This window comes from Janthinobacterium amylolyticum (genome assembly GCF_051380655.1).
Taxonomy (GTDB): Bacteria; Pseudomonadota; Gammaproteobacteria; order Burkholderiales; family Burkholderiaceae_D; genus Janthinobacterium.
This window is the reverse complement of record NZ_JBNYXL010000019.1, coordinates 1-12,840: the sequence shown is the minus strand read 5'-3', so window position 1 is coordinate 12,840 and position 12,840 is coordinate 1. Positions and strand designations below refer to the sequence as shown.

Genomic DNA, 12,840 nt, shown 5'->3' with positions numbered 1-12,840 from the left:
GCATCCCCCATGCGCCTGCCTGCACAGGCATTTCCGGACGCGTTCAGCACAAGCCAAACAACGGCTTGCTATTCAGACTGCCCGCCCATACCCAGGAAAGCGGAAATATCCAGCACATTCGCAGCGATCACGATCGGGCTGCCTGCCTGCGTATGCGTCTCCAGCTTCAGGCGGCCATGGCTGTCAAACGTCGCCGTGGTGCTGACGCCAGCACCCGCCGGCTGAAAGAATGGCCAGGTTCCGCGGGCAACATTGAAGGCGATGCGCAGCTGGTCCTGCCAATTGAAATGCGCATCGCACTCGACGACACAATGCATGGCATCGACGATCGTCAGGTTGGCCACGGCGCGCCGTAGTGCGCCGAACGGACCAAACATATCGCCCCAGCCCGGCGTTCCGCCCTCGGTCCATGGCGGCGACGCCGTGTTCGCATAGGCATTTTGCAGCAGCGCAGAGTCATACCAGGCGCCTGCGGGCGACGTCCATTGCAGGTGCGCGCCGAAATCCGCTTGCACGGTGACGTTGGAACGGGAAAAAAGCTGGCTGATACGCGAACGGGGATCATTGCCACGCCACAGGCCGAACAGATAGTCGTCGCTGTCGCGCGACCAGGCGGGCATCGACGGCGGTGGCGCGCTGCCGTCAAAATCGATCTGCGCAGCGGGCGCATAGGCCAGCAGCTGACGCACTTCGTCGATGCCTTCCATGTAGTCGACGGGCAGTGGATGGCTCCCCTGGTAGGGTTCCAGCGCCTGCTTTGCGGTATTACACATGGCCATCACCGTCAAGTCGGCCACGCCCTTCGCGGCAACGGCGCCGGCGCCGTTGCGGATGGCCCACATATGGAACAACGCCGGCAATTGCTGCGGCGTCGGCGGCGGCGTCAAGCCGTTCACATAGGCGTTCCAGGCAGTGTAATTGGCCTGGCCGATATCGCTGGCGAACTGCGATGTGGGAAAATTGAACTGGCCGACAATGCTGGCGTATTCATCAAAAAAAGGCTCCGCGCGCCGCAACACCGAATTGAACGTCTCGGTATGCGGCGGAACGGTATTGAGGCAAGCCCATAGCTGGGTGTCACTTGCCACCGGGTGCGCAGGCTGGGCAAGCTGAAACTGCGGCGCATTTTGCCGCAGGCACACGGCGGCCCGCTGGTACCAGCGTCCCTGAAGCTGGCACATCGGAGACTGTGGCAATGGTAAATTCGAAGTAGTCATGGCACGGCTTCCAGCAAAGAAGAGGACTGCCCGCAGCGGCCAGACGCGGCCGCGGGCATCCAGGCACCCGGCAATCTCCTTGCGGGGAATACCGGGTGAAACGTGGATCAAGCCTTGAGCAGGCGGGCCAGATGCTGCTTGTACGCTTGCGCGCCTTCCTGTCCGACAAAGACGGCGGCAGGTTCGACAATGACGCCGAGCACGATCGGCACATTCGGCAGGCTGGTGATGGTCACCGTCATGTTGCCCTGGTTGTTGAAGGTGACATCGGTGCTGGAACCCGAGGACGAGTTGGTATTGTAGAAAGGCCACATGCCCGCACCGGAGTTGTTGTTGATCGCCGTCTGGTCATCCTTGCTGAAACTGGCGGCGGAGGTCACGAGCACCTTCATGCCGGAAGCAATGACCAGGTTGGCGGCGAAGCGCTGCATGTTGCCGTTCTGGCCGAAGGTATTGTTCCAATTAATGGGCTTGGAACTATCCCACGGTGCGCCGTCCTTGTTCGAGAAGGCCAGGCTCATGGCCGACGAGTTGTACCAGTCGCCCGGCACGGCGCTAAATTGCATCACATGGTCAAAGCTGGCATCGACGGTGACGCCGCTCGCGGCGAAGGTCGCACTTTGCGACGAGGAACTGCTGCTGCCGCCCCACAAACCGAAGAAGCCGCTGTTCGAACTTTTGCTCCAGCTGTTGGAAACATCCGAATTCATCGTCGAGCTGTTCAGCAGGAATTTGCGCGTAGGCGCCACGCTCAACTGCTGCGTCATGTCGGCAAAACCGACGTCCCAGGTCGGCGTATTTGCGCCGTTAGGCTTGTAGAGCATCAGCGCCATCTGCGCGCTGCTGATCGGATCGAGCAGCAGCTGCGCCAGATCGGAGGCGCCCACATTGGCCACGCTGGAATAGCCATTGCGCATGGCCCAGCTGCGGAAGATGACGGGAAATTGCGACAGCGGCGTTGTAATCGGCAACACGGCCGTGTAGGCGTTCCAGGCCGTATTGCACTTGGGTCCGATGTCCTGCTCAAAGCTGTTGGGTGCCCCCTGCAGGGCTGAAAACAGGCCACTGTAGTCGGAAGTGAACTGGTTGCCGCCGCTGGCGATATAGTTTTGAGTCAAGGAATATGGCGGAATATTATTGAAGTAATTCCACAGCATCTGATCGGCTTTCGCACCGTCAACCAGCGGCGGCGATGGCTGCACCATTTGAAACGGGATGCCAGGGGCAAAACCCAGGCCTTGGCTGAAAGCGTTATAAAAACCATTCTGCAAGTCGAGATACGTACTCATGTTCGATTTCTCCATAAAATGTTTAGAAAGAATCTGCACAAACCAGTTCGTCATCTTGTCGAATTACATGCTAAGGAATTGCTGCTCATCCCCCTGTCAGCCCCCATGCATTGGCCGTTGGCGCTCCTGTCTGCGGCGTAGGGGCGAACGAAGGCACCGTACGAGTAACTGTTCGGAAAAAACGTTGTTCAAGGGTTGGAAAAGCCGTGACTCCGCAATTCTAATAACACTTAAAATTGAAAGCCGTGCTTGGCTGTTTGGCTAACACGCAACTCAATATAGCACCTGAGTTTTTGTGCATACACACGCTTTGTCACGCAGCGAACATTTAATATTGATGTAAATCAACATCGCCGGTAGGGCAATTTTTCGCTGCCGACATGGAAATATTTCGGCGGCAGATCGCATCCAAATCGATACGTTACGGCACAGCGCAAGCAGGTCGTCCGTGCGGCCAGCAGACGTGATGCAGCGCTCCGCGCGCCGCTGGAAATGGCGGCCAGGAATACAGGCAGACACCGGTGAATTTCGCGGCAAGGCTGCTGACACGCAAAAAAATAGCCACTTGAAAAAGTGGCCATGATCGTTGCAATCTGTATGCGCGCTTGGTGCCCGGAGCCGGAATCCAATCACCCGCAATAATGCGACTTACAGCGCATCATGGGGACATTTCGGGGAGGCGCAGATTCGATTCCAATAAATCAAACGTGTTACATACACGCGAGGATACCCACTATACACGCCATCGAGAGAAGGTCGAATTTTCACCAAGCAAGATAGTAATCGCATTCCGGTTCGCCCGAAACATTCGGACATCATCTACCAAAAGTCAAACCAATCGAATCTATAGTCCGGACCTTACTGCGCCTTCACTTTCGGCAACTCCATCCAGTTCGTGGTGTACCGCGGCGTCCGGTTTTCCGACAACATAGCCCAGCGCCGTATTAGGCCGGCCGAGCCCAGGTGTACCGTATCGCGCCCGAACCGTTCATTCAGGGCATCAAGCGCCGCCATGGCGCGTACTGAACGCGCACGATCCGGGGCAGCATCAAACAAGACGCCTTGGCGCCGCGTGTCCGCCTGCAGATCCATCAGCATAATTCCAGCTTTCTTGTACTTGAAGCCCTCGCGGAAAATCATGGCCAGGCCGTGCAGCGCCGCTCCGGCCAGCACGCGGTTATCCGCGCTGGGCTCAACCAAGGGAATCGTAATGCCATTGCTGTACTGCTCGTCCTTTTCACGGAACCGATTCGTTTGCACGAAAACATGCACGGCACCGCACAGGGAGTGCTGGCCGCGTAGCTTCTCGCCGGCGCGCGCGGCGTAGGTGGATATCGATTCGCCCAGCTCGGCGCACGTCATGACCATTGTGCCGAAGGAGCGCGACGACACAATTTCCTTGCGCGGCGGTGCCACCTCTTCCAGCTCCAGGCAGGAAATTCCGCGCAGCTCATTACACGTGCGCTCGAGCACGACGCCGAAGTGGGCCCGCATGATGCTGGGTGGTGCGTCCTTCAAATCCTGCACCGTGTTGATTCCCATGGCGCGCAGCTTGGCGCTAATGCGCCGGCCGACACCCCACACCTCCCCGACGTCAATACGCTGCAGCAGCCAGGCGGTACGGGCCTCCGACATGGTCGTGAAGTCGGCAACGCTGTCGAACAGCGGGAACTTCTTTGCCACATGGTTGGCCAGCTTGGCCAAGGTTTTCGACTCGCCCACACCCACACATACGGGAAGGCCGGTCCACTGCGCCACCTTGGCGCGGATATCCTGCCCCATGGCTGCCGGCGAAGCCCACAGGCCGCCCAGGCCGTTCAGGCTGAGAAACGATTCATCGATCGAATAGACCTCGACATTAGGGCTATAGGTCCGCAGGATGGTCATGATGCGGTTGCTCATGTCCGCGTAGAGTGTGTAATTTGAGGAAAGCCCCACAATTCCGTGCTGGTGCGCCAGGTCGCGCATCTGGAACCAGGGTGCTCCCATCGCAACGCCCAAGGCCTTCACCTCGTTCGACCTGGCCACCGCACAGCCGTCGTTGTTAGATAGGACCACCACCGGGCGGTCGCGCAAACGGGGATTGAAAGCACGCTCACAGCTGACGTACATATTGTTGACGTCGACAAGCGCAAAAATCTGCTTAGTCGGGTCGCCCATTTCAGACCCGCAGCTTGCGCACGACGCCGGTCACCACGCCCCAGATCTGCAGCTCGCTACCTTCAGCCAGGCAGATCGACTTGTATGCAGGGTTGTCTGGACGCAGTTCTACCCTGCCCCGCTGGCAATACAGGCGCTTGAGAGTGTATTCGGCATCGATGACGGCAATAACAATATGGCCGTGCAATGGCGCGACGGAGCGGTCGACCACTACCTTGTCGCCGTCCAGTATGCCGGCATCGCGCATCGAGTCGCCCTCGACCGTGAAAAAGAACGAGGCGGCCTTGTGCTGCACCAGCAGCGCATTCAGGTCCAGGCCGTCCTCTGTATAGTCGGCGGCCGGCGACGGGAACCCGGCTGATATGCGGTGCGAAATCTCCGGCCGCGCACTGGGGATCGGGTACTGCGCAAGCGGCGAAGGCACCTGCGACACGCCGGGCTGGCTAGATTGAAGTATTAATAATGTTGCATTCATGGCTGGCCAATATACTGTGTTTTTATACAGTATATCGACCGAAGCAAGAAACAGGAAGGATAAAATTGTTTCTAGAAAAGTGAGTCGGGCGGCGCCGAGTCAGCCTTCGCGGTCGGTTTCGCTCTTGTCCGAGGTGGCAACGGGTCGGGCTGCGCGACAAGCAGCTCCGCTGGATACTGCCGATAAACATCCTCTTCGGACACCAGCGAGCCGTTCAGCCAGCCCTGATATTGGTCCGGGTCCAGGATCATCACCATGCGTTTTTCGTCGTCCGGCTTGTGAAAGCGCTTCATCAGCGGATGCCCGTCGGCATTGATCGTCAGCATTGAAAACGAGAGCAGCTGGTTGGCCGGCCGATATTCCCAGATGCCGGCAATGGCCACCGGGCCACCGTCGGCGCGCTCGATACGCCAACGCACGGGTTTGCCGGTTTCGTAATTGGGCTCGAAAAAATTGGCGGCCGGGATGATGCAGAACTGCTTGCGCTTCCAGGCGCTGCGGAAGGATGGTTTGCTGGCCACTGTCTCGGTGCGCGCGTTGTAAGTCTGATGGGCCAGCTTGTGGTCTGCCCAATGCGGCACCATGCCGAACATGGCGGGAGCGATTTCCAGCTCGCCGGGCGCGTCATAGGAGCCGCGAAGGATGGGCGCCATGTAGCCGGGCCATGCTTCGGGCGGCAAGTCGAGCAGCGGGTATCCCGTCCGAAAGCTTTCTTCGATCTGCTCTTTACGGCTTGGGGTGTAGTCAGCGCACATTTGACCTCCAAATTTCGATGGATGGGCACAAAAACTACAGGCAAGGAGGTCGTTTAAATTTTTGTCGAACCTCTTGCAATCTCAACACTGGCGTGGCAAAAACAGTGATCCTTGCTCAAAAATGTTAAGATTTGCAAGCACTTTCTACGAATACGCGTAGAATACTTCAAGAACCTAAGCAAATATAGTACAAAAATGACACTCAAACCGCAGACCACTTGCAACGAAATACTTGAAATGATTCTTGCATCTGTGGATGAAGGTAAATTTCTTGACCATACTTCACAAGTAGCCTTAGATATCTTCGCTGAAATTGACAAGCTCGATAGCTCAGATCGAGACAAAGGGCTAGAGTTGCGGGCAATATTGCTTCACCTTTGTGGGGACCTGGATAGCGCGCTTGATGCGCTAGATCAACGCACTCACAAAAACTTAACCAAGAACTTAAATCTTTTGGCAAACTATAGTCGATGTGCAGCGGCGCAAGAAATTTACGCGCAGCTGGGAGACCCCCGAAACGGGATGTTTTGGGCACACACAGAGTTTGCGCAACCTATTGGCGCGTTTCGTAAGGTCGCGAGCTTTGCTCGCGAGGCTGAACGTATGCACCTCGTCAGTGGGAGCACCGATGCTGCCTCCTTAACTTTAGAGGAGATATTCATGATCGACGACGTGCTTAACGAACTAGGCATTTCTGATGCCAGTGCGGGTAAAGTTATGGAAGTTGCAGGCGACGTACTTGCAGAACATGGCTTCTTGTTCCTCGGTACTGGACCAGAGGTCGCGATCGTCAATAGCGGTGGGGAAGAACGCGCAGTGCACCTAACCTATCGGATCGCATCAAGTGCGACTGATGCGGTAAACGTGTACATGAAGTTCGTTGAACGGTTGTTTTATCGTGAGATTGACATGCCGGACGGTTTTCACGTAAGTTTTGGCGGGGCGACTTCATGACCGTCACGTCGCAAGAAATCATTGTCTCAGTTGAAAAAAATCATACCCTTTCGACAAATGAAGCTGATTGGCGTGGCGTTTGCTCCCGCTCGTACTATGCGATTTATGAAGACGGGAAAGGATTTCACGAAGGACTTACGGCACCTGGCACACTACGAGCAGAGAGCAAAGGCGGAATGCACCGCGATCTGATTGAACAACTTTGTAAGCCGAGCCTCAAAAGAACCGACCCGGATTTCCTAAAGTCTATGAAAATCGGTTACCTGATGAAAACATTGCATGATCAGCGCATTAAGGCAGACTATTTTCGCGCCAAGGCAATCGCTCGGATTGATGCAGACAACTGCATTGCACATGCCAAAGGCGTACTTAACGAACTCCTCGGAGCGCACATTCCAGAAGCCCCAGTTGAACATGGCACGTTGCCACCAACTTCCCCAGAAAAGGGATGCAGGCCAACGCTGACGCGCATCAAGTAGTTAAAATGCCCGCAAATGCGGGCATTTTTATCATCCCACTGCGGTCAAGACCGCCTGGCATGCCAGCCCCGTCACGGCAACTTCCTCCGTCTACAGGATCAAGGCTTGAATAGCTCGCGCCACCGCGTCAGGAAGTAGCCCGCCGGCGGAATCGGCTGCAGCGCCTCCTTCGGCGCCACTGGGTCCGGCCGGGGCGGCAGGTCCAGCACTTGCACAGAAGGCGGGGTTAAATATGCACTCAGCGCTCTGCTTTTTCCCCTAGCAAAACGCAACCCGCAATTACTGCCTCCAGTTCCATTTCATACTTCCGGCCGCGCGTCCAGTCCCGTGCCAGCGCCAAGACGATCTCGCCATCCGTTGCCGCTGGCGTCAACTGGTCGAACTCATAGGCCGGCCGCTGCGACATCGTCTTAACACATGGTGTAAAGACGGGAACGTCGACGTGCTGCGGCGCCGGCGGCGCGCTGCCGCAGCCGACCAGCACCAATACAAGCATCCATTTCATCGCACGCCCTCCAGCAGCAGCCTGACGGCCGGCATAGCCTCATCGCAGGTCGTCGCACGCGCGCTAGCGATCTGCGCCAGGGCCGCGTCATACTTCTTGCCCTTGGCAGCAGATGCCGCCTGCGCCGCCGCGCCACGCTCCTGCGCCACCAGGGTTGCCTTGGCCATGCCATCGATGGCGCGGTTTTGCTCGCTGATCGAGTAGCGCAACGCAGCGCTGACGCCCTGCTCCTGCACCAGCGCAGCGCGCGCGGCGTCACGGTCGCCGGCGGCCAGCCACCAACCGGTGCAAGTGGAACTGGCCACGAGCAGCAGCGCGGTGGCCAGCACGATGGCGGCCGCCTTCCAGATGCCGCTGACTGCAGCGCCTGCCAGCGTGCCCAATGCGCTCATACGATGCCCGCCACGTAGCTGACACCACCACCGGCAAACTTGGCCGTCAGCACCTGGCGCCGCGGCGCGCCGGCCGACAACGCGATGTGCACCCAGGTGCCCTCATAGATCAGCTGGTCGAAGGCGATGCCGCTTTGCCGGATCAGCAAGGCCAGCGCCTTGGGCGCGAGTTTGGCCGTGCTGATATCGGCGGCCAAGCCCAGCACGTGTGCGCTATTGCCCGCGCCGCCCACCGCCTTGTTAAGCGCGGGCGAGCGGTAGCCGCTGGAAATTGCAATGGGCGCACCGACCAGCATGCGCACCTGCTCCAGCAGCGCGGCCAGGCGCGTGAGGTTCGCGACAACGGCCGCCGTCGGCGTATTGTCGATGCCTTTGCGGGTGGCCACCTGTGAGGCAACCAATTCTGCCAGGCTGAAATGTGTGCTCAGGTTCACAGGCCACCTCGCACATCCTTGACGATCGCGGCCGCGTCGCGCGCCAGCTCGCCGATGTCCTTGTCGCGGCGCTTGTCCAGCCAGCGCACCGTGGCGCCCAGCACCCACCAGGCAGGCAAGCCGGCGGCCACCATCAGCGGCGCGGCAATGAACAGGAAGCCCAGGGCCGGGTCGCTGCCGTACAGCACGGCGACGGCGCGCGCGCTGTCGAACAGGCCCGGCATCCAGTTGCGCACGACCACGACCAAGGCCGGGCCCATCAGGGCGGAAAAAAGAATGGTGACGAAGAAGCGCACGCCCGCTTCCTTGGCAGTTTTTGGCCACATGAACATGAATCCCAGTGAGGTTGCGGCAGCGCCGGCCAGAACCGGAATACCAAAAATTTTGATCAGTGCGCCGCCGGCGGCGGTTGTTTCGATGGCCATGGATGCCTTTCAGGTAGTGGGTTTAATTCTTAGGTGTGGAGGAATATCTATTGCTGACAGTACGAGCATGGCCGTCTCATTTCTAGGGAAAAGTGAGACAGTATTTTTGCAATTGCAGGAAATAAAAAAGCCGCCCGAAGGCGGCCTGTGGTGCGGTGCTGCATTTACGCGGTCCGGGCTTCCAGCGCATCAATGCGCGCCAAGGCCGCATCCAGCAGCGCACGCATTTGCTCGATCGCCAGCTCGGCCGCCAGCAGGGCGGCATCCATTTCAAGCTGCGCTCCGTACATGCGCGGGATGAAAAAAGTTTTGTCCATTGACTGATAATCTGGTTCAAGCGACACGACTGGGTTGCCCTCCGCGTCGTACCGCGTTACCTCCTTCATGGCGTCTTTCACGCCGATAACAGCTTGAGGGCAGAACTCCTGTGCCTTATGTGCCAGCCATCCTTCACCAGGAGATCCATCTGGCCATGTCCAGCCTTCGGGCGGAAGGTTGCGCATCGACTCTCGGCAATTAATTAGACGATATACACCACTCTTCAAGCGATAATCCGAGGTGGAGGCGTAGCTGGTCGTGTTTCCGCTGGAGAAAATGTTGCCGGCACCGACGAATGCCGTACCGTTGTCGGTGTAAAACTGGATATGCGAACCGCTACTGCCTGGAACTCCGAATTCGTGCGATGACGTCGCCCGAATGGACATCGCTTTTGTCGTTGGATCGATCCGGTATCCGTTTGTCCTGTTGGAGATAGGGGCGCCACTGACCGTTGTGCCAAACAGAAATTCACCATTGATCCCGAAGCGGGCGCGCTCTACGCCGCTGGTAAAAAACTTCATCGGCAAATATGCCCCTGCTCCCACCATCGCGGAACTAAGGCGCATGCAGTCACCGGCGATCATGGACACCTGGGCCACAGAGCAGTTTGCCGGATGATCTTCGGCATATAAGTTGATGCTAGCCGCCAGCCCGGTGCCATTCGGGGCCACACCCAGTGTTGTTGCAGCGTTAGCTGCTGTCGTCCGAAACAGCACCCTAGCATCGTGCACCACGTTCGACATGTCCCCGCCAATCACGCCGCTCAGGACTGGGTTTCGGGAATCTACCTTCAACGTCAGATCCGGCTTGTTCAAGATCGCCTTGATGGAGCCAGGCATTGCATTCCAATCGACCTGAATTGGAGCCAACTGCCCCTTCGCCAGCTGATTGAGCGCGTTGAGCCAATCGGGCATGCCTGGGTAAAAAATGTCTTCCATCACAATTCCTCGATATCAAGCGATGTTGCATAGGTGTCAAAATACGGCGTCGAAATGGCGGCCAGGTCGCTGAGGCGGCCATACAGCTGGTGGGTTTGCTCCAGTTCGGGATCGGCATTATCTGGAAACAGGCTCACCAGGATCGGTCTGCGCTTGCCGCTGCCGCGCACCAGGCGCCACACGGCGGCGCGATCAAGCGGCGTCATGTGCTCAAGCGCGAGCGTCAGCTTGCGATACGCGCTGCCGGCCTCCACGCCTTGCTCTCCTGACCCCTTGCGGTATTGGCTCGATGTATCGACGGGCGTCACGCTGGCGCCGTAGCTGGCGTTAACGTCAGGCTCCCAGTAGTTGCCCATCACCAGGCGCGAGCACTCGATGTAACCGGTCGGGTTGCCCGGATCGGCAAGATCGATAACGAAGTGGCGCGCCGTCCGACGTGGGAACCAGGCGCGCGCATAGGTGCCGCCGCCGAACGAAAAGGCGTTGACGGCCAACGCGGTGGCACCCCAGTCCCAGCCGCCCAGCGGCGCATAGGCGCATGCCAGCACCTTGCCGGTATCGATCACCGGCACCGCGTCGCCAGGCTCGGCAAAGCCGCGCACGCGGATTGTGGCGTTCGAGGTGAGATTGCAGAACGGCAGCACCACGCCGCCTACAATCTCGCCCAGCGGCAGTGTGGCGGTGATGGTCTGCGCCGTGCCTACCGAGCGCAGCACCGCCGACTTGCGCTCGCGCTGCAGATTGGCCGGGCCCAGCGCGCCGGCCTGACTTGATGCGGCAAGCGCCGCGCGGTCGGCCGCATTGTCGTGGATGATGCGTAAACTAGTCATGCTATTCCGCAGTGGTATTGGATAAACGCTGAAACACTGCATTCAACGGGGGGCGATCAGCGCCAGGACGACTGCCGATCGTTACGGCTTGCTCCACCATGGCCACCGTTACACGGTAGGTATGGTCAGCATTACTGCGCGCATCATCTGTAAAAGTAAAAGAGCCGGACACGCCCAGGCTGCACGTAGACATCTCTTCAAAAATGATCGTGTTTTCGATAGCCGCCGGCGGGCCTGTAAAAGTAGAGGTTGCCAGCAAGGTATCCGTTGGGCCACCTGCAAGCCCCCGGTACAGCCTGACCACTGCCTGGGTATTTCCGGCGCCCGCCGTGTACGTGGCGCGCGTAGAGCCGAGGGTGCGGCTCCACGCAAAGCTGCAGATCACCGTGATCAACCCGCCATTCGAGCCAAAAGGCCCGTTGACCAGTTGGGCATTCGGGTTTATCTCAGGGCTGGTAACGGCAGTTCTCAACGTCCCGGCCGTCAACGCCCCGCCGAAGTATCCTGCGCCATCTCGCTTCAAGTAGAAAACGGCATTGACGTCGTTTTTTGCGCCTGCGCCCGCCCACATTGCATAGATGGGATCGGTCGGCCCCATCTCGATGCGAAAGCCAGTACCGGTGCCGGTGGTAATGTTGCCCGAGAAGGTGGCCAGACCGTTCTCTACCTTCACGCCGGGCATGTAGACGTTCCCATCGGCCGTGGCTTGGAAGTACTTGCCTGTGCTGTAGCACCCCATCAGCAGGCCCGCCGCGCTCAAATGGAACCCGCCCAGGCCATTGCTTGGCCAGGCATAGTCCTTGGTGAGATAGCCGGGCCCGCCAAAAATCGTGACGGCCCTCAAGGTGCCGGCCGTGATCTCGCCGATATCCGCGCTGATCGCGCTCAGCCTCCCCACTTTCAAGGCATTCAGGTATGGCGCGCTCCACTTGGTGGTACCGCTGGCCGGATTGAAAATCCCGTCAGACCGGTACAGCGATTCGCCCGCGGCGAACTCTTGCGGCGAGCCTTCCCATACGGTGCCCGCACCCCAGGTGTTGAGTGGCGGGAACGATGCATTCCCCGCCGTGCTGATCGTTGCCGGCGCGCTGGCCAGCGATGACAGGCTCGTCTTGCTGTAGCAGACGCGCGAGGAGTTGCCGGTCACGCCGTCGAAAATCTTGCTCACCGTCTGGCTGGCGGTGTAGGTCAAGCCATCGGCCACGATGCGGGCGGTGATCGTGGTCGTGTTGCTGGCCATGGCCGCATAGCGTAGCGTGGCGGTGTTACCGTCCAGTTCCAGTACACTGCCGTCGCTGGTGCTGATATCAACCACCCCCACCATGTTCAGCAGCGCCGCCGTGAACGTGATGGCAGCCGGGCTGGCTACGCCCGTGGCGGGCACCTTGAAGGACTGCGCCGTGGCCGCCAGCAGCAGCACGCGGTCGTTGGCCGGCTGGAAGCGCGGCACGGTATTCATGATGAGATTGTCGCGCTCACCCGCAACGAGCCTCATACCAGCACTCCCACGGTGACGCGGCCTGTCAGCCAGTAGCGCGACAGCAGTACCACTACGCCCGGCAAGCCATCCTGCAGGCCGAAGCGCACATCACGCAGCAGTACGGGCTGCCCCAGTTCCAGCATCATCAATTCAGGCTCCCCGTCCAGTTCATAAATGGTGCGCGGCACC

General features: G+C 59.0%; 14 protein-coding genes. 2 read left to right on the top strand and 12 right to left on the bottom strand.

Annotated features, from left to right (window positions below):
• Positions 1-68: 68 nt before the first annotated feature.
• From ACQ4WR_RS27605 to ACQ4WR_RS27585, 5 genes are all read right to left on the bottom strand, one after another.
• Entirely contained in the window at positions 69-1,328 is a 1,260-nt protein-coding gene (locus ACQ4WR_RS27605) for a hypothetical protein (RefSeq protein WP_436491240.1), read from the bottom strand.
• The gene (locus ACQ4WR_RS27600) at positions 1,325-2,506 is read right to left on the bottom strand and encodes a hypothetical protein (RefSeq protein WP_436491238.1); all 1,182 of its coding nucleotides are present in this window, start codon (positions 2,504-2,506) and stop codon (positions 1,325-1,327) included. Before ACQ4WR_RS27600 ends, ACQ4WR_RS27605 begins: the two co-directional genes overlap by 4 nt.
• Positions 2,507-3,364: 858 nt before the next feature.
• On the bottom strand, positions 3,365-4,666 hold the full coding sequence (locus ACQ4WR_RS27595; protein WP_436491236.1) for a Y-family DNA polymerase: 1,302 nt from the start codon (positions 4,664-4,666) through the stop codon (positions 3,365-3,367).
• 1 nt (position 4,667) lies between these two features.
• Positions 4,668-5,090, bottom strand: a complete 423-nt coding sequence (locus ACQ4WR_RS27590) for a LexA family protein (RefSeq protein WP_436491234.1) — start codon at positions 5,088-5,090, stop codon at positions 4,668-4,670.
• Between the two features lie 122 nt (positions 5,091-5,212).
• Positions 5,213-5,896: an SOS response-associated peptidase gene (locus tag ACQ4WR_RS27585; protein ID WP_436491232.1), complete on the bottom strand. Its 684-nt coding sequence runs from the start codon at positions 5,894-5,896 to the stop codon at positions 5,213-5,215.
• Between the two features lie 195 nt (positions 5,897-6,091).
• Between ACQ4WR_RS27585 and ACQ4WR_RS27580 the strand changes: the two genes are divergently transcribed.
• Positions 6,092-6,850, top strand: coding sequence for a hypothetical protein (locus ACQ4WR_RS27580; RefSeq protein ID WP_436491231.1), 759 nt, complete (start codon positions 6,092-6,094; stop codon positions 6,848-6,850).
• Positions 6,847-7,329: a hypothetical protein gene (locus ACQ4WR_RS27575; protein ID WP_436491229.1), complete on the top strand. Its 483-nt coding sequence runs from the start codon at positions 6,847-6,849 to the stop codon at positions 7,327-7,329. Before ACQ4WR_RS27580 ends, ACQ4WR_RS27575 begins: the two co-directional genes overlap by 4 nt.
• 238 nt (positions 7,330-7,567) lie before the next feature.
• Here the strand turns inward: ACQ4WR_RS27575 and ACQ4WR_RS27570 are convergent, their stop codons facing one another.
• From ACQ4WR_RS27570 to ACQ4WR_RS27540, 7 genes are all read right to left on the bottom strand, one after another.
• Positions 7,568-7,834: a hypothetical protein gene (locus ACQ4WR_RS27570; protein ID WP_436491227.1), complete on the bottom strand. Its 267-nt coding sequence runs from the start codon at positions 7,832-7,834 to the stop codon at positions 7,568-7,570.
• Entirely contained in the window at positions 7,831-8,226 is a 396-nt protein-coding gene (locus tag ACQ4WR_RS27565; RefSeq protein WP_436491225.1) for a hypothetical protein, read from the bottom strand. Before ACQ4WR_RS27565 ends, ACQ4WR_RS27570 begins: the two co-directional genes overlap by 4 nt.
• Positions 8,223-8,660: a D-Ala-D-Ala carboxypeptidase family metallohydrolase gene (locus tag ACQ4WR_RS27560; RefSeq protein ID WP_436491223.1), complete on the bottom strand. Its 438-nt coding sequence runs from the start codon at positions 8,658-8,660 to the stop codon at positions 8,223-8,225. The genes ACQ4WR_RS27565 and ACQ4WR_RS27560 overlap by 4 nt, the downstream gene beginning before the upstream one ends.
• Positions 8,657-8,986, bottom strand: a complete 330-nt coding sequence (locus ACQ4WR_RS27555; RefSeq protein WP_290608213.1) for a hypothetical protein — start codon at positions 8,984-8,986, stop codon at positions 8,657-8,659. Before ACQ4WR_RS27555 ends, ACQ4WR_RS27560 begins: the two co-directional genes overlap by 4 nt.
• 263 nt (positions 8,987-9,249) lie before the next feature.
• On the bottom strand, positions 9,250-10,341 hold the full coding sequence (locus ACQ4WR_RS27550) for a hypothetical protein (protein ID WP_436491221.1): 1,092 nt from the start codon (positions 10,339-10,341) through the stop codon (positions 9,250-9,252).
• Positions 10,341-11,171: a hypothetical protein gene (locus ACQ4WR_RS27545; protein ID WP_436491219.1), complete on the bottom strand. Its 831-nt coding sequence runs from the start codon at positions 11,169-11,171 to the stop codon at positions 10,341-10,343. The genes ACQ4WR_RS27550 and ACQ4WR_RS27545 overlap by 1 nt, the downstream gene beginning before the upstream one ends.
• Position 11,172: 1 nt before the next feature.
• Positions 11,173-12,666 (bottom strand): hypothetical protein, encoded by a 1,494-nt coding sequence (locus tag ACQ4WR_RS27540; RefSeq protein ID WP_436491217.1) that lies wholly within the window; start codon positions 12,664-12,666, stop codon positions 11,173-11,175.
• Positions 12,667-12,840 lie beyond the last annotated feature (174 nt).

Excerpts from the sequence above, each read along its gene's own strand:
- ACQ4WR_RS27595 (WP_436491236.1), bottom strand. The coding sequence starts at position 4,666 with ATGGGCGACCCGACTAAGCAGATTTTTGCGCTTGTCGACGTCAACAAT.
- ACQ4WR_RS27555 (WP_290608213.1), bottom strand. The coding sequence starts at position 8,986 with ATGTGGCCAAAAACTGCCAAGGAAGCGGGCGTGCGCTTCTTCGTCACC.
- ACQ4WR_RS27545 (WP_436491219.1), bottom strand. The coding sequence starts at position 11,171 with ATGACTAGTTTACGCATCATCCACGACAATGCGGCCGACCGCGCGGCG.
- ACQ4WR_RS27550 (WP_436491221.1), bottom strand. The coding sequence starts at position 10,341 with ATGGAAGACATTTTTTACCCAGGCATGCCCGATTGGCTCAACGCGCTC.
- ACQ4WR_RS27575 (WP_436491229.1), top strand. The coding sequence starts at position 6,847 with ATGACCGTCACGTCGCAAGAAATCATTGTCTCAGTTGAAAAAAATCAT.
- ACQ4WR_RS27585 (WP_436491232.1), bottom strand. The coding sequence starts at position 5,896 with ATGTGCGCTGACTACACCCCAAGCCGTAAAGAGCAGATCGAAGAAAGC.
- ACQ4WR_RS27580 (WP_436491231.1), top strand. The coding sequence starts at position 6,092 with ATGACACTCAAACCGCAGACCACTTGCAACGAAATACTTGAAATGATT.
- ACQ4WR_RS27570 (WP_436491227.1), bottom strand. The coding sequence starts at position 7,834 with ATGAAATGGATGCTTGTATTGGTGCTGGTCGGCTGCGGCAGCGCGCCG.
- ACQ4WR_RS27600 (WP_436491238.1), bottom strand. The coding sequence starts at position 2,506 with ATGAGTACGTATCTCGACTTGCAGAATGGTTTTTATAACGCTTTCAGC.
- ACQ4WR_RS27540 (WP_436491217.1), bottom strand. The coding sequence starts at position 12,666 with ATGAGGCTCGTTGCGGGTGAGCGCGACAATCTCATCATGAATACCGTG.
- ACQ4WR_RS27565 (WP_436491225.1), bottom strand. The coding sequence starts at position 8,226 with ATGAGCGCATTGGGCACGCTGGCAGGCGCTGCAGTCAGCGGCATCTGG.